Origin of the sequence: Bacteriovorax stolpii, assembly GCF_002872415.1 — a bacterium.
Taxonomy (GTDB): domain Bacteria; phylum Bdellovibrionota; class Bacteriovoracia; order Bacteriovoracales; family Bacteriovoracaceae; genus Bacteriovorax; species Bacteriovorax stolpii.
The window spans coordinates 391420-408531 of record NZ_CP025704.1 but is presented as its reverse complement, the minus strand read 5'-3'; the positions used below and the strand labels follow the sequence as shown (position 1 = coordinate 408531).

General features: G+C 40.9%; 17 protein-coding genes, 1 tRNA gene and 1 pseudogene. 12 read left to right on the top strand and 7 right to left on the bottom strand.

Going from position 1 to position 17112, the window contains the following annotated elements:
• The first annotated feature begins 11 nt into the window (after positions 1–11).
• Positions 12–830, top strand: a complete 819-nt coding sequence (locus tag C0V70_RS01905; protein ID WP_102242173.1) for a LysR family transcriptional regulator — start codon at positions 12–14, stop codon at positions 828–830.
• A 75-nt stretch (positions 831–905) separates the two neighbouring features.
• Positions 906–2078, top strand: coding sequence for a nucleotide disphospho-sugar-binding domain-containing protein (locus tag C0V70_RS01900; protein ID WP_102242172.1), 1173 nt, complete (start codon positions 906–908; stop codon positions 2076–2078).
• Between the two features lie 110 nt (positions 2079–2188).
• Here C0V70_RS01900 and C0V70_RS01895 read toward each other — a convergent pair.
• A tRNA-Met gene (locus C0V70_RS01895) sits at positions 2189–2265 on the bottom strand.
• Positions 2266–2410: 145 nt separating this feature from the next.
• Between C0V70_RS01895 and C0V70_RS01890 the strand changes: the two genes are divergently transcribed.
• Positions 2411–2731 (top strand): hypothetical protein, encoded by a 321-nt coding sequence (locus C0V70_RS01890; RefSeq protein ID WP_102242171.1) that lies wholly within the window; start codon positions 2411–2413, stop codon positions 2729–2731.
• Between the two features lie 56 nt (positions 2732–2787).
• On the opposite strand, the gene C0V70_RS01885 is transcribed toward C0V70_RS01890, so the two are convergent.
• The 4 genes from C0V70_RS01885 to C0V70_RS01870 form a co-directional block, all read right to left on the bottom strand.
• Positions 2788–3906, bottom strand: a complete 1119-nt coding sequence (locus C0V70_RS01885; protein ID WP_102242170.1) for a pseudouridine synthase — start codon at positions 3904–3906, stop codon at positions 2788–2790.
• Positions 3907–3994: 88 nt separating this feature from the next.
• Entirely contained in the window at positions 3995–5515 is a 1521-nt protein-coding gene (scpB, locus tag C0V70_RS01880) for an SMC-Scp complex subunit ScpB (RefSeq protein ID WP_102242169.1), read from the bottom strand.
• A gap of 14 nt (positions 5516–5529) precedes the next feature.
• A complete protein-coding gene (locus C0V70_RS01875; protein WP_102242168.1) occupies positions 5530–6600 on the bottom strand; it encodes a segregation and condensation protein A in 1071 nt (356 codons plus the stop codon).
• The gene (locus C0V70_RS01870) at positions 6600–7259 is read right to left on the bottom strand and encodes a site-2 protease family protein (RefSeq protein WP_158649527.1); all 660 of its coding nucleotides are present in this window, start codon (positions 7257–7259) and stop codon (positions 6600–6602) included. The genes C0V70_RS01875 and C0V70_RS01870 overlap by 1 nt, the downstream gene beginning before the upstream one ends.
• 123 nt (positions 7260–7382) lie before the next feature.
• Between C0V70_RS01870 and C0V70_RS01865 the strand changes: the two genes are divergently transcribed.
• From C0V70_RS01865 to C0V70_RS01845, 5 genes are all read left to right on the top strand, one after another.
• A complete protein-coding gene (locus C0V70_RS01865; protein ID WP_102242166.1) occupies positions 7383–7808 on the top strand; it encodes an NUDIX domain-containing protein in 426 nt (141 codons plus the stop codon).
• Positions 7808–8683: a hypothetical protein gene (locus C0V70_RS01860; protein WP_102242165.1), complete on the top strand. Its 876-nt coding sequence runs from the start codon at positions 7808–7810 to the stop codon at positions 8681–8683. Before C0V70_RS01865 ends, C0V70_RS01860 begins: the two co-directional genes overlap by 1 nt.
• A complete protein-coding gene (locus C0V70_RS01855) occupies positions 8680–9657 on the top strand; it encodes an SH3 domain-containing protein (RefSeq protein ID WP_102242164.1) in 978 nt (325 codons plus the stop codon). Before C0V70_RS01860 ends, C0V70_RS01855 begins: the two co-directional genes overlap by 4 nt.
• Positions 9658–9797: 140 nt before the next feature.
• On the top strand, positions 9798–10028 hold the full coding sequence (locus C0V70_RS01850) for a hypothetical protein (RefSeq protein ID WP_102242163.1): 231 nt from the start codon (positions 9798–9800) through the stop codon (positions 10026–10028).
• Positions 10029–10034: 6 nt separating this feature from the next.
• Complete coding sequence (locus tag C0V70_RS01845) at positions 10035–10226, top strand: hypothetical protein (RefSeq protein WP_102242162.1); 192 nt, start codon at positions 10035–10037, stop codon at positions 10224–10226.
• Between the two features lie 34 nt (positions 10227–10260).
• On the opposite strand, the gene C0V70_RS01840 is transcribed toward C0V70_RS01845, so the two are convergent.
• Entirely contained in the window at positions 10261–11109 is an 849-nt protein-coding gene (locus C0V70_RS01840; RefSeq protein WP_102242161.1) for a hypothetical protein, read from the bottom strand.
• A gap of 171 nt (positions 11110–11280) precedes the next feature.
• Between C0V70_RS01840 and trmB the strand changes: the two genes are divergently transcribed.
• The 4 genes and pseudogenes from trmB to rpoD all read left to right on the top strand — a co-directional run bounded on the left by trmB (position 11281) and on the right by rpoD (position 15668).
• Complete coding sequence (gene trmB / locus C0V70_RS01835; protein ID WP_102242160.1) at positions 11281–11973, top strand: tRNA (guanosine(46)-N7)-methyltransferase TrmB; 693 nt, start codon at positions 11281–11283, stop codon at positions 11971–11973.
• Entirely contained in the window at positions 11973–13889 is a 1917-nt protein-coding gene (gene dnaG, locus C0V70_RS01830) for a DNA primase (protein WP_102242159.1), read from the top strand. The genes trmB and dnaG overlap by 1 nt, the downstream gene beginning before the upstream one ends.
• A 12-nt stretch (positions 13890–13901) precedes the next feature.
• Positions 13902–14264: pseudogene (locus C0V70_RS19380) on the top strand (RNA polymerase sigma factor region1.1 domain-containing protein); the annotation flags it as partial.
• Positions 14238–15668: an RNA polymerase sigma factor RpoD gene (rpoD, locus tag C0V70_RS01825; RefSeq protein WP_243733583.1), complete on the top strand. Its 1431-nt coding sequence runs from the start codon at positions 14238–14240 to the stop codon at positions 15666–15668. The pseudogene C0V70_RS19380 and the gene rpoD, both read left to right, overlap by 27 nt.
• A gap of 128 nt (positions 15669–15796) precedes the next feature.
• Here the strand turns inward: rpoD and C0V70_RS01820 are convergent, their stop codons facing one another.
• Positions 15797–17098 carry a sensor histidine kinase gene (locus tag C0V70_RS01820; RefSeq protein WP_102242157.1) on the bottom strand — a complete coding sequence of 434 codons (1302 nt, stop codon included), beginning with the start codon at positions 17096–17098 and terminating at the stop codon, positions 15797–15799.
• Positions 17099–17112 lie beyond the last annotated feature (14 nt).

The following is a 17112-nucleotide window of genomic DNA, read 5'->3' as shown; positions in this document are numbered from 1 at the left end:
TATTTACAAATATGTCGGTAACATTCAAAGATTTAGAAAATTTTGTCACAGTCGCTAATTCCAAAACTCTTTCAGAAGCCTCTGAAAAGCTTGAAATGGCACAACCTTCTCTTTCTCTGGCCATTAAAAAGCTTGAAGGAGAATTGGGAATTCCTCTTTTTATCAGAGGACGACAAGGAATAAAGCTAACTCCTCAGGGAAGAATGATCTTACCTGAGGCCAAAAATGCCTTAAAAACACTTTTCAAGATTAAGGGGAACCCTGTCAATCTAGCATTTAAGATCGGCTGCCATCCCTCAGTTGGAATGTTTTTGTTGGGACGATTTTTGAAATCAATGAACCAGTTTGCTTCTAACGTTGACCTGCAAATTATCAATGAATCCTCAATGGAAATTAATAAAAAAGTGGCTTCTGGTGAAGTTGATTTTGGTTTGGTTATGAACCCGCTCCCTATCCCTGGATTAATTACAAAACTAATCGGTGAAGATGAAGTGGCGGTTTTTGAATCTAAAAAGCTCTACCGCAAAAGACTCATTTATAACCCGGAATTAATCCAATCCCAGGCCATCATATCTAAATGGAAGCATGCTCCTACCGAAAGAATCGAAGTCTCAAACCTTGAGCTTCTTGCCAACCTGGTTGATTCAGGCGCAGGCATTGGAATTATTCCTTCACAAGTCGTCCTGGCCCAAAGATGTGATTTAAAGAAAGTTCCTAATACTCCCACTTACAAAGACAAGCTGGCGCTGGTTTGTTACCCGGAAATCCTTAAGTCCAATGAAGGGAAAATGATCTTCGAGGAGCTAAAGAAGTCTTTTATCCCTGTGTAGACATAGGTCTTTGCCTATAATTATCATAACTCGACATCAATTGTTTAAATCCCTCTTCTGTCATAAATAAAGGGCATGAAGGCCATCTATTATAACATTTTTGGAGTTGGGCACATCAGACCAACTCTCCCGCTTGTCTCAGAGCTTTGCCGCCGTGGTGTCGAGATTATTTATCACTCCTCTCCTTCACGTCAGGATCTCATCGAGGGAACTGGTGCAAAATTTAAAAATTATGGCAGAGATGATTACTCCGCCAACGACTACAATCCTAACAAGAACTTTGTGCTTCAGAACCTTCCTGCGGCCAGAGGACTTCTGCCCTTCCTTCAAGATGAAATAGAGAAAGTTCGTCCCGACTTTCTTCTTTATGATTCTATGGCACCTTGGGGGTATATTTTAGGACGAATCTACAATATCCCCGCCTTCTGCACAGTGACCACTCTTGCTTTTACGCCCGAAGAAATTCAAATGGCCTTTTCTCAAAATCATATAGAGATAGATCAGGTCAATGAAGATGCCATTGCGTTTTTTAAATCTAACTTTCAATTGAACATTTCGCTTGAACACGCCCTGGGGGCCTATGGTGATCATAATATTGTCTTCACCACGAAGAGCTTCAACACTCCGCTAAACTATTCAGGCAAAGACTTCTTTTTCACCGGCCCCCAAATACTCCCCCAGGAAAAACTCGAGTCAAAATACCTGCCTGCTAAAAACCAAAAAATGATCGTCATGTCGTTTGGGACAATTGTTTTGAAAGAGAGACCAGAGCTCCTTCATCACTTCATTGAACTTATTAAAGAATATAAAGACAGCACTGACACTAAATTGGTCTTAGCAGTTGGCAACTCTCAAAATGTAGAGCTTGTAAAAGATCATTTCCCATCACTTTCCGGGCATATCATCGTTGAAGAATTTATTCCTCAACAGGCACTTTTAAAGATTGCAGACATTTTTATCAATCACGGAGGAATGAACAGTATTAATGAAGCTCTCTACTATAAGGTTCCTCAAATCATTATCCCTATAGTGAACGATCACTTTATCAATGCCGCTCAGGTTGAAAAGCTATCACTTGGAGTCCAGGTTTTATCGCAAAGATCGTATTCCTTAAAAACAATAGTCGAAAGCACTTACGTGAATCCTATCATTCGTAAAACTCTTCTTACTCAAGGGCCCTCCTTGACTAACGGGGTCCACAAAATCATTCAATTTATCGAGAATAAACTCTATTTTTCTAATTCTTAATTGATCAAAGGACTCTCTTGCGCCCTTTTGAAACACAAAATAGCCTGCGCTTTATTCACTCTTTGATAAATCTGACGGATAAAAATAGATGGGTAAGTGTTTGAAATTTTTGGTTGCGGGAGCAGGATTTGAACCTACGACCTTCGGGTTATGAGCCCGACGAGCTACCAGACTGCTCCATCCCGCAGGGTGATAATAGATTGCCGGAGCCTGTTTGTCCAGTAAGAAATCGAATTATTCACTCCAACATAAAGTTCTAAATTCCTTCATAAATATGGCGATAAATAGTTTAGTGACCCTTTTGAACCCTATTTAGAGAGAGGATTCTTTTTATGTCAGCCCAGACTTCATTAAAAAACAGCATGATCAAAATCGAGATTGATGGAAGCGAGCTAACACCACAGCAAGTGAGGCTCATTAAGTCACTTAATACGATGCTTACGCATGTGCTATTAACTGAGAGCGAAGAAGAGTATTTTGAAGGGAGCGCTGAGTTCATGAGAATGTGTGCAGCTCTTATTAAACAAGCTCGTTTCACAGAAGAACTTAAAGACCAAAGCAACATTCCTTATGCCCAACAGGCACTTGAATACTCAGTAGATGTTTTACAAGAATACGTGACGGCTTCAAAAGTAGTGACGTACGATAACTAAAACTTACCTGTAGTTAGTTTAGTTTAAATTAAAAAGCCCTCTTTCGAGGGCTTTTTTTATCTTTGATCTTTTGGAACTCTGAAGCTGGTTTTCTTCAGGTTGTTATTTTTAATGATCGCCTTAACCGCATCAACTTTCTTTCTTCTTTCTACGTATGATTTTTGCTCTTCAACGTAAACCTGGTCAGATAGTGACTGGATTTTTTCAGAAACTTTTGCTTTCTGTTCAGCAATTTGTTTTAGAGAGTCGAAGTATGTCTCTCTTCTGAACTTCTTGAATGCCTCATCATCAGCAACAGTACCTGGCTGAGGACGTTTCTTCTTAAGATCGATTGTCTTCTTAGCAGAGATGAACCCTTCTTGATTCAACACTTTTCTCATTGAACCATCTTCATTGATTCCGATGAACCCAAGCATTTGCTCTTTGCTCATTACGCGGAATTTCCCTGGAGCAACACCTTCGACTGAAAGGTTACCGATAGCAAGACGCTTAAGCTTATCTACTGTCAGACCTACGGCTTCACATAGACGTCTGATCTCTCTGTTTTTTCCTTCGTTAAGACGGAATTCAATCCATGTCTTAGTTGGAAGCTGCTTAATAACACGAACTGAAGTCGGCTTCACTAGACCTTCATCAAGGTAAGCTCCGGCCTTAAGTTTGTTTAGAATTGTTTCAGTGACTGATCCGAATACTTTTACTTCGTAAACTTTTGTTACGTTGTATTTCGGGTGCATTACCATGTTGGCGAACTCACCATCGTTGGTCATAAGAAGAAGACCTTCTGAAAGGTAATCGAGACGACCTACTGGATAAATTCTTTCTGGGATTTCTTTTACCAGGTCCATAACTGTCTCACGTCCTTCCGGATCGTTTAGAGTGGTTACATAACCTCTTGGCTTATGAAGCATTAAATAGATCGGCTCAACTGCATTTAGATCTGCAAGAGCACCATCAACCATAACAACATCATTATATGGATCTACTTTCGTTCCAAGCTCCGTCACAACTTCACCGTTAACAGTGACACGTCCTTCACGGATCATCATTTCTGCTTTACGACGAGACGTAACTCCACAATCAGCGATAAATTTCTGAAGGCGTACATTTATTTCGTTAGCTGTTTCTGCGATTTTTGCTTTTGCGAGCGCGGCTTTTTTAGTCTTTGACTTAGTCATCGGGTCCTCCAATCTGCCATCACGGCCGTTTTTTGGTTAAATATGTAATCGGACCAGAGTTTTACGCTATGGTCCGATGAATGTCAAATTAGTCTTGAGAACGATCGTCTGAATCGTCATTTTCAGCACTTGGGTCTTTTAAGAAAGACAGGTCTAGGTCTAAATCCTGGGCCTTTTCAATCATGCCATTAGTGATGTCATCAATGCTTTGGCTTCTTTCTTCAAGCTCTCCACCGAAAGCAAACTCTTCGTCTGAAAGGCGGCTATCAAGTGATTCACCTGTCAGGTTTTCAAAAGCTGCATCAAGGGCCTTTGAAAGGGCCTCTTCTTCGCTTTCTTCTTTATCGAAATCCAGGTCTACGATGATATCGAATTCGCTCTCATCAAGACCACTTTCATAGTTTCCGTTTTCATCAATTTCGCCGTCGAATTCAGCGTCGTACTCGATAGGTAGTCCCGTATCAAGGTCGATCATTTGGAACTCTTCTTCGTCCTCTTGAGGAACGTTGAAAGGTCCAGCTTCAAGGTCGTCGATGATTCTTGGATCGATTACGTTAGTTGTAAGAAGAGATTCGATCGCCTGCTTGTTTTGTTCAGAAATAAGTCTCTTGTTAACAAACTCTTCAAGAAGATCAAAAGCAGATTTAACCTCAGCTCCGTCTTCTGACATACGTTTCTTTTCTTCAACTTTAAGTGAAGCTGTGAAATCAGTTTCACTTGAGATGTTTTTAATAGACTCAGAAAGCATATCAAGCTCTTCGATTTCGTCGAACTTGAATCTCGCTTTATCGGCCCCGTCATTAACCAGAGTTTTGATATCAGCGATTTTACCAACTGAAGAAGCACGAGACATTTCATCAAGCTCATGCTCAGGTGGAAGAGCTGCCAGATCCGGAAGGTTAAACACTTCCAGGAACTCTGGAGTTGTTCCGTAAAGAACCGGGCGACCTAATTCATCTGATCTACCAGTTACTTTTACTAAACGTTTATCCATAAGGGCACGAACGATGTGTCCGCTATCTACTCCTCTGATCTTATCGACTTCAACTTTTGAACATGGTTGCTTGTAAGCGATGATCGCTAAAACTTCCAGCGCAGTTGGAGAAAGAACCAGTGAGTTGATTTTGAAAATATCTTGCACGTACTTAGAGTACGTCGCTTTTGTACGGTATTGGTATCCTTCAGCTACTTCAAGAAGGCGAAGACCATGGTGTTTTTGCTCGTATTCAGCTTGAAGTCTTTGCAGAGCTTCGTGAACTACTTTAAGCGGCATTTCAGCGTCGATTAGCGACTTAATCTTTTGGATTGAAACAGGCTTATCACTCATGAAAATAATTGTTTCGATAGCACCACAAAGAGTGTCTGAGTTTAAACCAGTACGTGCCTGCCATAGGACTTCATCTGAGACGATGCTATCAGAGAAGCTCTCATCAATGATCTCATTTTCGATTTCACTTTTAACTTCTGTTGCAGCAGCAGAGATCTCAATGTTCTCATCCAGTTCGGCCATTTCGAAAACCGGCAGTTCTAAATCTTCCTCAGAAGGAAACTTAGCTGGAAGTTCAATATCATCCATGTGTACGTCTGAATTATTGTTAACGTTATCCATATATCCCCTTACCCTTATTGAATTAATTTAGATCCGCTATCTGGACTCTCTGGAGTTGTCAGAAGATCCATAAACTCATCTTCCTGCTCTTTTGATAAACCAGTCTCTGTAAGCTCTGACGGAATGTCTTCATCGGCAGAAGCTTCTTTTGTTTCTTCTTCTGCTGAGTAGTCACCCAGGTCTTCAATGATTAGTTTTTCATCCGGATTAGCTGCTTTAATTTCTAAAACATCATCATCTTTTGGTGCCGGTGTCGGCTGTTCGTCTTCAAATCCGTTGGCCTGATCAACATCAAAATCTTCAAGCGATCTGACTACGTTGACATAAATCGTGCTTCTGTCTTCATTTTGGAAAACGTTGATACGCTTAAGACGAGCAAGCTCTAAAAGAGAGATGAAAGTGATAACGATGTTATCAATCTTATCTTTCTTCAGGTTCTCAGGATTTTGGTCGTCACCAATAAGTGCGTTTCCATCCTGCTCCAAAAGAGTGTCAAACGTTGTCTGTTCACCCAATTTAAGATTGCTCTTTAAGAACTTCAATTTTTCTTTAATCGATAGACGATCGCGCTTAACGACTGTGTATTTTCTTCTTTGTCTGAATAGGAAATCAACCATTGTCATAGTCAGCGAGTTTAAATCCATTGGAGTTAAAATCGAGTTAACGATGGCCTTTCTATCTACTTTTGGCTTTACGAAGATTTCGTGACCTTTCTTTTCCAGGTCCCAAAGCTTCTTAGACATTTTTTGGTATAACTGAAGCTCTTCAAGGCGTCTGATAAGTTCCGACTGAGAAGTGATGTTTAATCCTTCCACACCGAATTCAGACTCAAGTGATTTCATTTCTTCTTCAGCGATACACACTTTTGATTTTAAAAGCAGAAGTGTTGAAGCAAGGAAAAGGTAATCTCCTGCTACGTCGAAGTTCAGATCGCGCATCTGAGCTAAGTAATCTAAGTATTGTTTTGTAATCTTTGTCAGGTCCAGTTCGCGGATGTTCATTTCTTCTTTTTCAACAAGAAGAAGTAGGAGCCCGAGAGGTCCGTCAAAATGATCTGTCTTTACCTGAATAGATGTATCTAACATTAAAAACCTGCAAAGATGTTAATAAAAATATTAACGATAAGGTTACTTGCCCATAGTGCTGGAGACATAATCCAGCTCAGCACCGGAGTCATAATCAAAATAATTAAAAAGACAAAACTGTAACGTTGAAGATCTTCAAACTTGCGAGCGGCATTGTAATCAAGCATTGAAGAAACCATTTTCGATCCATCAAGTGGTGGGAATGGAATCAAGTTGAATACGGCCAGAAGAACGTTGATCGTTACTGCGCTCTTAAGCATTTCAGTGAAAACCTGAAAGTATGAAAAGTCTGGAGAAACTTTTGTAAACATGAAAGCAAGCAGGATAGCTGAGATGAACATCAGGATGATGTTTGCCAAAGGGCCTGCGAAACTCACCCAGAAAATACCTGAGCGAATGTTTTTGAATCTTCTTGTGTCGACCGGAACTGGTTTTGCCCAGCCGAACATCGTTCCACCAAGCATGGCCCCGATTAACGGGAAAATCACTGTTCCAATCGGATCGTAGTGCACCAATGGGTTTAGGCTAAGTCGTCCTAATTGCTCACCAGTTGTGTCACCAAAACGCTTAGCCATCCATGCGTGCGCTGCCTCGTGGCACACAATGGCCAGGAGGAAAGCAGGGAGTGAAATTGCTACTCTATAAATAAAATCTTCCATAAGCGGAAAACATATCATTTTGGTCAACATGTAGCAACGAATTATGGGGGTAAGAAACCTCCTAATTAGGCAATTTTTATGACTCAAATATTAAAATGTCAGATTATGTTAAAATTTTAAAATATGAATGATCAAGATCTAAAGAAAAAAGTCCAAGTGGTGGTCATCGCCGACAATCACCTTTTATTGTTTGAATTCAATAATCAAATCCCCAATAACTACGTCGGATTTCAAAATATCACTGGTGGAGTTGAGGGAGATGAAAGTTACGAAGAAGCGGCCAAGCGCGAGCTTTGGGAAGAGGCAGGTCTTAAGGCTTCCGTGATTGATCTCAATTTAAGATATGAGTTCTTCGATCGCTGGAAAAAACAGTGTGTTGAGCAGGTTTATCTTTGTCACTTAGATGAAAAACCTGAGATCACTCTCAATGAAGAACATCTTTTTTTTAAATGGGTTCCCTTCAATGAGGTCAACCCTAAAGACTATACCTTCCCGACAAATTACGAAGCTTTTGTGATGGCGAAAAAATACCTCGAGGGGAAAAAATAATGAAGCAGGTATTCGTTTTATTTCTCGCTCTCTTTGCTTTAGCCAGCACTGCCGCCGAATTAAAACCTTACCGCGTTTATTTAAAACCAGGCACTATTCTCACTCGCCTTTCAGACAAAAAAAGTTTTGCCATTGAAAAAGGAATTTACGCCAATGTCCTGGAAACCAATCCTTCAAAAAGGGACCATTTTTTAGTCTACGATAAAAACGGCAAAGCGATCTACGATACTCTGGCCGATGGAGTCGTTGAAATTGAAAAAGATGTTCAGGTTCTTCCTAATGTCGATGCAGAAATCAGTTATCCTCCTCCTTCGCAGTTAAAAGCTAACAATAAATATGCTTTTTTTGATACGCAATTCAATCTGCACTTAGATCGCTTGGGAATGTCTCCCCTTAACTCAATCTACAACCAGGAACTCACCTCTGCTGTTGGAAATCGCTGGGAAATCAGGACACTTTACGTCTCTACTCTTCCAGTTAATTTTGGTCTTGGGATCAATTACCAAACAGCGACCTGGGAAAATGATATTGATGAAGTGAAGCTTTCAATACTAAGTTTCGGACCGCAAATCCAACGCTACATTTATCAAGGTGAAACAACGGCATTGTCGCTACATCTGGGAGGAGAATTCGCTCCGCTCTACACAACGACATCAGGCACTTCAAAAGAAAAGTACCAGGCGATTTTATTCGATCTGGGATTAGAAGCACTGTGGGATTCTGGCTATGGCAAATGGACGCTCGGAACACACTTTCGCAGACATGATTTAACTCTTACTTCGACAACCAGACCTGGATCAAATCCAGTTCCGGAAGAACTCGTTATCAATTCAATCGGCGCAATGGTCGGTTACAAATATGAATGGGATCTATGAGAAAATATTTTTTCCACTTATTCACATTTTTAGCTCTTTCAACTCAAGCAGCACAGGCCTATGACGGCGTGGTGATTGTATTGGAAGCTCCTCTTTTAAAAGGACCTTCTTTGAGTTCAACGGTGCTTCAGACAATTAGAAAAGGTGAACGCGTTTTTATTCCCAGAGAATACTATGTCGATGGAACTCTCCCTGACTTTGTTCCAACATTTGACCGCGCAGGAAATCCTGCTTTTATTCCGGCAAAATACGTCAAAGTGATTTCCGGAACCGATAATGAAAGCAAACAACCGATCAGGCTGGCACACGATCCAACTGATTATCGCATTGAAGAGCCCATTCCTTCGACTTATCCTTTTGAAGACCGCTCTTTTCTTCGCGCTTCTATTTCTTTTATTGTTGGAAACAACACGACTTCTCCTTACTCGTATAACTCTTCTTTTGATAAGCAGAAATACCGTGCAGAGATGGGTGGGCGGTTAGTGATCTCTCATAAAATCAGCTACGATAAATACGATCGTTTTTATTTCGGGATGATTGGCTTCATCACTTCTTCAAAAAACACTGTTGAATTTAAAAATGACAATGTGGCCGAAGAAAGCCGAGACCTGATTCGCGTCGGCCCTTGGTTTACTTACGATGCTTACAAGAGCGACAAATACCGCCTGGCCATTGGGACGGGATTCACTTTTAACTATCACCGCTCTACTCTTTTTATCGATAACGCCTCTATTGGCGAAGAGAGAATCTTTTCTGGATTCTCTCTTTCTCCAATGACCAGCACTTCATTACAAATCACTGAAGTGTTTCCCAACACGGATTTAATCGGTGGAGTGGATTTAAGTTTATTTCTTCCCCACTCGGTTAAAACAACCGACCAACCTACTTACCCAGAACTCTGGAGTGAAGACCAGATCTCGAGCGGGCTTAAGGCCCAAGCCTCGGTTTTTGTAGGAGTTCAGGTAAGATATTAGACCTGATCTCCGAGTGAAAAACTCAGAGATTAATGTCTAAAAAATAATAAAAAAAATTAAAAAAATGTCTAAAGTTTTGACGGCCCACACACGAAAAGTAATGCAAGAGACAAGGTAATCACAATTTCACGGAGGAAATTATGAAAGCATCAAAATCAAACACACAAGCAACATCTGAAGTTCTTTTTCAAAAATTAGGAAACACTTGGTACGTCTTCACAGAAGTATCTGGAGATATGGTTTATTCTGCTCTTCCGTACGGAATGGATCCACACACGACAAATCTTGAGCTATTCGAAGTGATCGAAAGCCATATGCAAAAAGTTTCTAAACACTATTCAAGCGGGAGAAAGCCAGAAGTGGCTGCATAAAAAATTATGGGTGCTCTAAAAAAACCTCAATGCGATTCAACACCAAAGGCGAAAACACAACTGAAAGTAGTTGATGATAATATCGTCCAGAAAGCTGAAATTGAACGCATGAAAAAGCTGATTACCGAAAAGATTAAAGATCCGGCGCTGGCAAAAAAGGCGGCGATGATCATCACCGAAATGCTAGACAAAAAGTAGAAATAAAAAAGCCCTCTTTCGAGGGCTTTTCTTTTTAAGATCCAGAGTATTCGTTATTTGAGTTATTGTTAGCTGTCTCTTTTTTCTTTCTCTCTTTGTACTCTTCCGGCTTACACTTCTTTAAAATCGCCATCGTTAGTTGATCCATCTCCCCTTTTCTTTCCAGGTATGGAACAAAGTTTCCGTAATAGTAGTGGTTGAAGCTCGTCATCCCGTCACGGTATTTGTAAATCGTCGTCTGGTGCTGGAAGTTACTATCGATAATTTCCAGGTCGTACCCGCCATCAACTTGTTTCATATCAACAACTAACCAAGCGTGAGCTGTTACACCTTTGATCTGAAGTTTTTGGTAAGCGATGTTTCCTTGAACTTCAACATAGTCATAAAGCTCATCCATCATTTCCTTTAACTTTGGGGCCTCAACTTCGTTGCTACCAGATAAACCAATAACCCAGTTGAATTTCACGATACCATCTGACTTCTGCCACTTTTCAAGTTCGCGCTGGATTAAACTTCTATAAGCACCAGAGAATTCAGAAAAATTGCTGAACCCAGGAATTTCGACAATATCTTTTCCTGCACGGATCTTTCCAATGATTTTTTCAGCATCCTTGATTGTAGGTTTTTGTTCGGCCGGCCTATAAATCGTCAGATAAAGAGCGTTTCTTTGAAAACGCGAGTGCCACCAGCAAACTCCACCGTTTGCCAGACCACCACGGTTTTGAAAGGCCATTAAATTTGAAGAACTTTTAGTTAGGTCTTTGGCAAATGATGATGAATCACGGTCTGCGCAAAATTGATCTTCTGATTGGGAAGGTGTAGCTGTCGCCGCCATAGCGCTCATGCTAGCAAAGGCCAAAAGGGCCAAAATAGTCGATTTCATACAGTTGCCTCCGGGGACAGGGCCGTGTTTGTTACGTTATTGTTGTAAGCATAAGAATCGTAACGCATGACAAAAATAGTGCAATCGAGCATGAAATCTTTATAGGACATCTCTTGCTAGGAGGTGCCCTAGATGGTAACTAAACCCTTTAAAATTAAAAGGCTTTAGACTATGGTTGATTATTCTTTCAAAGAAGATTTCAAGTACAAACATGAGAACCCTTATCATGAAAGGTTAGGTGCGTTTTCTGATTTCGTTTTACGAGATAACGAAGCAGAGGCATTCAAAGGTAAGTGGAACAAAGAAATTTTTAAAAGAGACGGTGAACTTTTTTTAGAAATCGGAACTGGTGCTGGTCACTTCATGATTGATTATTGTGCCGATCATCCACACCACCACTTCGTAGGTCTTGATTACCGATTCAAAAGAAGTTTTGCTCTGGCAAAAAAACTTTCGACTCTTGAGTTTACTAACTTCCGCTATCTTCGCGCTAAAGGCGAGAGAGTGGAATTTATGTTTGAGGAAAATGAACTCGATGGAATTTTCTATTTCTTCCCTGACCCATGGCCAAAAACCAAGCATCACAAGAAGCGTTTGATTCAGGAGCCATTCCTGAAATCGGCGCATAAATCGCTTAAGCCGGGTGGGATTTTCTATATTAAAACTGACCACGATGATTATGCAGCGTGGATGGAAAGAGAGATCAAAGCTCAGAGCGATCTCTTTGAAGTCATCCTGGAAAGTAAGGATTTAAGAGCTGAATATCCAGATCATATGCTGGCAAAATATACTACGGGCTTCGAGAAGATTTTCCTTAGCCAGGGAATCAAGATCAAAGCGTTCGTATTGAGATCAAAAAAGTAATGTCATTAGACGACTTAAAACAAAAGATTAAAGAAGAAATTCCGATTTCATCTGTGATCGGCAATTATCTTGCGATCAAGCGCTCAGGTTCAGCGCAGGTTTCTCTGTGTCCATTTCACGGCGATACGAAACCGTCGATGAACATCAACGACTCTAAAAAGATCTTCAAGTGTTTTGCTTGTGGAGCTGCCGGAGACGCCATCACTTTCGTGATGAAATACAGAAACCTGGATTACGTTGAAGCGCTTAAAGAAATTTGCAACAAACAGGGAATCAATTTCGATTCTTATCAGGAAGAAAAAAAGACCAATCCCAAAGTGGAGATGGCCAAAAAAATCCTGACGAGAACAGCTCTCCTCTACCGCAAAACAGCTTCATCAGGAGCGTTTGCACCATACACATCATTCATTAAAAACCGTGGACTGAATGAAGAGATCGCGACGACCTACTCGCTTGGGTTTGCTCCCAATAGAAATTCGATTACCGATTATTTAAAATCAATTCCCGATCCTAAAGACCGCGATTTCGCCATTAGCACAGCACTGGATATTGGACTTATCAGAAGAGACAAAAACGATCCTAATGCCCAATATGACACCTTTAGAGACCGAATCATCTTCCCTATCTGGGATCAATTCGGCCAGGTTGTAGGCTTCACATCAAGGGCAATCAGAGACGATCAGAAAGCTAAATACATGAATTCGGTGGAGTCTTTCATCTTCATCAAGAGCAACATCCTCTATGGCTTCCATCTTGCTAAAAATGCCATCAGGGAAAAGGATGCTGTCATCCTGGTTGAAGGGAACATGGACCAAATCGCAATGTACAACAATGGCTTTAAAAACACCGTGGCAGTTATGGGTGTAGCTTTGGGTACTAACTCACTTGAGAGAATTGTTGGTCTTACAAAAAATGTTTACCTTGCCCTGGATAGCGATAAGGCCGGCTTTATTGCCATGGAAAGGATCAATAAACAGCTCGCCGAAAAAGGTTTAGTGGCCAAATACATCGAGTTTTCCCCTCAAAAGGACCCGGATGATTACTTAAAGGCCAACGGTGCACTTGCAATGCAGGAAAAGCTCGATAATGCCATTCCTGCCTTTGATATTTTGCTTGGCGCACTGATCCCAGAGAAGCTTCCAGAGGTTCTGGATAGAAAGCTAGAGATCCTAAACAAAGCTTTCGAAGTCCTGGCCCCTCTGAAAATGGAACTGTCTGCGACTGAGCGAGTTGTAAGCTTTGCTAAGCGTCTGGGTTTAAAAGCCGATAGCGCTCAAATCGTTAAAAGTTATCAAGATCACTTAAGTAAAACGACTGAAAAGCCGAAATTTATCCAACCAAAAAAAGAACAACCTACGGAAGAACCTGCTTACACTGACAGTGATTTTATCCCTGATGCGAATGAAGAATTCCACTTTGATGCTGAAATTTCTCCTCCTCAGATTTTCCTCTCGAAGATGGAGAAGCTCCTAGTGCAAGAAGTAGTCCAACTTCCCTCTCTATTAAACATGGATAAAATGAATGAAATCCTTGATTTAGTAGGGAATGATGAGGTAAAAAAATACATTGGAAAAATTCGTAAAATCACAATGGAAGTTGATGATAGCGAATACGAATCAGTGGTGCTCAATGTGACGAATAGTCCAGAGTACTCGATTGATTTAAGAGAAGTAGTAACTTCTGCATTCTATAATTACAAACCTAAAGACGCTGACAACAAAACAAAACAGCGACTACTCTTTGACCTAAAAATTAAACTGCACATGGAGCAGTTAAAAAATAAGAAAGACGAAATTAAAAGACTTCAACAAACGTGCGAGTCAGAAGAAGAGATGACAAACCTCCTGACCCGGTTACTTGAAGTTGAAAAAAATATTCAACAATTAAAGAATTCAAAACCCGAAAAAATTAGTTAGGGAGAACGATTAATGAGTAACCCAATTTCACCAGCAGTGGCTCAATTCCTGAACTCAAAAGAGTTCAGTCGTCTTTTGACGAAAGGAAAAGACCAAAACTTTATTACAGCTGAAGAAATCAACGACGCACTTCCTGCCGGCATTGTCCTGGCATCAGACATCGATGAAATCATGGGCCGCATCCTTGAGCTTAAGATCGAGGTTATGGACTCAGCTGCGGAAGAAGATGAAGACGAAGAAGGGATCCGTTTAGACGGTACCGAAATCATCGAAGAAGCATTATCACGTGAAGAAAAGGCTGAACTTCGTTCAGCATCTACAGACCCAGTAAAACTATATTTAAAGCGCATGGGTTCAGTTGCCCTTCTAACTCGCGAAGGCGAAGTTGTGATCGCAAAAGAAATCGAAGAAGGAGAAAGAGAGATTATCCTTTCTGCCCTATCTTCAACTCACGCTCTAAAAGAAGTTGGAAAGCTTCGCGAGAAGATCGAGACTCAAGAAAACCCACAAGAATTCGTTAAAGAACTTGTACGTGGACTTGATGACGAATCATCTCCAGCTGACATCAAAAAAGTTAAAGACAGAATTTACGCGGTTATCGACCAAATCGCAGTCATCCTTCAGGAAACTGAAAAAGCTGACGGGACTCTAAAGGCCCTAGACGTTGCTCAGAAAAAACTAATGGATGAAATCTCAGCTGAACTTGCTGATTTAACTTTCAACAGAAAAATCATCAACTCTTTCGTAGAGCCAGTTAAGAAATACTACCTTCAGTTTACTGAAATGTTCGATCAACAAGATCGTATCTTCAAGTTCCTTGAAGTAGGAAATGCTGAAGACTATAAAATCCTTTACGACAGAGTAATGGAAGATGATGCGTTTAAGAGAAAGCTTGCAAAAGACCTTTTCACGACAGACGCAAAGATCGAACAACTTATCCGTAACCAGGAAGATATCCTAAGAAAGCTTCGTCGTTTAACGATTGATGCTGGTATGGAATTCGTGGAAATCGAAAAAGTTTACAAGATCATCATCGAAGGTGAAACAAAGGCCGATAAAGCGAAAGCTCAACTTGTTGAAGCCAACCTTCGTCTCGTTGTTTCTATCGCGAAAAAATACACAAACCGTGGTCTTCAATTCCTTGATCTCATCCAGGAAGGGAACATCGGTCTGATGAAAGCCGTAGATAAGTTCGAGTACCGTCGTGGATACAAATTCTCGACATACGCAACTTGGTGGATTCGTCAGGCGATCACAAGAGCAATCGCGGATCAGGCGCGTACAATCCGTATCCCTGTTCACATGATCGAAACAATCAACAAGATGGTAAGAACATCTCGTCAACTTATCCAGGAACTTGGTCGCGAACCAACTCCGGAAGAGATTGCAGAGAAAATGGAACTACCGGTTGATAAAGTTAAAAAAGTACAAAAGATCTCGAAAGAGCCAATCTCTCTTGAAACTCCAATCGGGGAAGAAGAAGATTCATCTCTTGGAGACTTTATCGAAGACAAAAAGATTATCTCTCCAGCAGACGCTGTAATGTCTATTACACTTTCTGAGCAAACGAGAGCGGTTCTTTCAACTCTTACTCCAAGAGAAGAGAAAGTTCTTCGTATGAGATTTGGTATCGGTGAAAAATCGGATCACACTCTTGAGGAAGTAGGACAAGACTTCTTCGTAACGAGAGAGCGTATTCGTCAGATCGAGGCGAAAGCACTTAGAAAGCTTCGTCATCCATCTCGTGCAAAACTTCTTAAGAGCTATGTAGATAACTAGCTCGATGAAATGCTCCAGTGGAGCATTTCAACTTCGCTAGCAGAGCAAAAGAAAAGGCTCACGCCTTTTTCAAGAGTTCGAGCTAGCCACTGCGAAAGCAGTCAGTAATCAAATAAAAAAGGGCCCGTTCAGGGCCCCTTTTTTTTTACTCTTCTCAAAGCCTCACTAGGCAACATCACCTTAAACGTCGTCATCCCATCCTCCACTGCTGATTCCAGCTGCAGATTTCCGCCGTTATGAGAAAACACATTCTGAGCGTATGTCAGCCCTAAGCCCTTCCCTTCTCCTACGTTCTTAGTCGTAAAAAACGGGTCATAAATCCTATCCACATTCTTCTTTGGAATCCCACGCCCATTGTCTTTGATAAACACATTAATATGCCCGTCATTCTTCTCCAGAAGAATCTCCAGCCTGCGCTCTCTTTCGATGTTTTTAAGCTCATCAAAAGAGTTTTCCAGGATGTTGTAGAAGGCCTGGAATATTTCCGTATAAATTCCGTTAAAAAACAAAGGCTCGTTATAAAAATATGTGCTCACCTTGATCTGATTTTGACTGATCTTTTTTGCATTCATATCAATCAATGAATTTAAAAGAGACTGCATTTCAATCTTGGCAATCTTCTTGTTCTCATCTTTGTCAGAAAATGTCCTCATTGAGGTCGTGATGTCATGGATACGTTTAGTGTTCCTGTCTATCATTTCCATATAACGAGAGAGCGCCTCTTTATCAATGGGCGCTGAGGATTCAATCATGCGGCTGATTTTTAAATGCGAGCCCTGAATCACGGCTAAAGGGTTGTTGATCTCATGAGCAACTCCCGATGAAAGTTTTCCAAGTGAAGCAAATTGAGAAAGAAGAAACGACTTTTTTTGCAGATCTTCTTTTTCAAGTGAGGTCTTCTCCCTCAGCATATCTGAAAGAACACAAAGAACAGTGATCAAGCTGGTGCAAAGGAAAAGCGAAGTCATCATCAGCTTTTCAATTGAGGCACCTGCCAGGACATTAAAAGGAAGCATGTTATGCTTTCCGAGATAAGAAATAATGATGATATCCAGAAGAACGATTATGTACCAGATGACACTGAAGGTAGCATTGAGAAGAAAGGAAGCCAGAATGGGAACTGTCCCCAGCCACCAGATGGCCGAAGCCTTGACCCCGCCGGTATGAAGAGCAAGAAAAGTGACGGAAGCAAAGTGAATCCCCACTACATAGTTGGCCATGATCAAATGAGATCTGGTGATTTTTTTTACGACAGGAATAAAACAAGCTGTTGCAGAAGCCAGAGCACAAGAGATGGCCAACGTTGTTGCTTGATACTTGATGTAGTAATAAAAAGAGAAAAAAAGCCCCATCCCCACCAGGCTATAAGTAAAAGGGATGATGTACTTGGCCTTCGCCCGCTCTGAGTGTTTGGATAATCGAATCTTCATTTAAATTAGATTCT

Coding starts and splice junctions, on each gene's coding strand:
- C0V70_RS01870 (WP_158649527.1), bottom strand. CDS start 7,259: ATGGAAGATTTTATTTATAGAGTAGCAATTTCACTCCCTGCTTTCCTC.
- C0V70_RS01900 (WP_102242172.1), top strand. CDS start 906: ATGAAGGCCATCTATTATAACATTTTTGGAGTTGGGCACATCAGACCA.
- C0V70_RS01820 (WP_102242157.1), bottom strand. CDS start 17,098: ATGAAGATTCGATTATCCAAACACTCAGAGCGGGCGAAGGCCAAGTAC.
- rpoD (WP_243733583.1), top strand. CDS start 14,238: ATGGGTTCAGTTGCCCTTCTAACTCGCGAAGGCGAAGTTGTGATCGCA.
- C0V70_RS01890 (WP_102242171.1), top strand. CDS start 2,411: ATGTCAGCCCAGACTTCATTAAAAAACAGCATGATCAAAATCGAGATT.
- trmB (WP_102242160.1), top strand. CDS start 11,281: ATGGTTGATTATTCTTTCAAAGAAGATTTCAAGTACAAACATGAGAAC.
- C0V70_RS01850 (WP_102242163.1), top strand. CDS start 9,798: ATGAAAGCATCAAAATCAAACACACAAGCAACATCTGAAGTTCTTTTT.
- dnaG (WP_102242159.1), top strand. CDS start 11,973: ATGTCATTAGACGACTTAAAACAAAAGATTAAAGAAGAAATTCCGATT.
- C0V70_RS01905 (WP_102242173.1), top strand. CDS start 12: ATGTCGGTAACATTCAAAGATTTAGAAAATTTTGTCACAGTCGCTAAT.
- C0V70_RS01860 (WP_102242165.1), top strand. CDS start 7,808: ATGAAGCAGGTATTCGTTTTATTTCTCGCTCTCTTTGCTTTAGCCAGC.
- C0V70_RS01855 (WP_102242164.1), top strand. CDS start 8,680: ATGAGAAAATATTTTTTCCACTTATTCACATTTTTAGCTCTTTCAACT.
- C0V70_RS01865 (WP_102242166.1), top strand. CDS start 7,383: ATGAATGATCAAGATCTAAAGAAAAAAGTCCAAGTGGTGGTCATCGCC.
- C0V70_RS01875 (WP_102242168.1), bottom strand. CDS start 6,600: ATGTTAGATACATCTATTCAGGTAAAGACAGATCATTTTGACGGACCT.
- scpB (WP_102242169.1), bottom strand. CDS start 5,515: ATGGATAACGTTAACAATAATTCAGACGTACACATGGATGATATTGAA.
- C0V70_RS01840 (WP_102242161.1), bottom strand. CDS start 11,109: ATGAAATCGACTATTTTGGCCCTTTTGGCCTTTGCTAGCATGAGCGCT.
- C0V70_RS01885 (WP_102242170.1), bottom strand. CDS start 3,906: ATGACTAAGTCAAAGACTAAAAAAGCCGCGCTCGCAAAAGCAAAAATC.
- C0V70_RS01845 (WP_102242162.1), top strand. CDS start 10,035: ATGGGTGCTCTAAAAAAACCTCAATGCGATTCAACACCAAAGGCGAAA.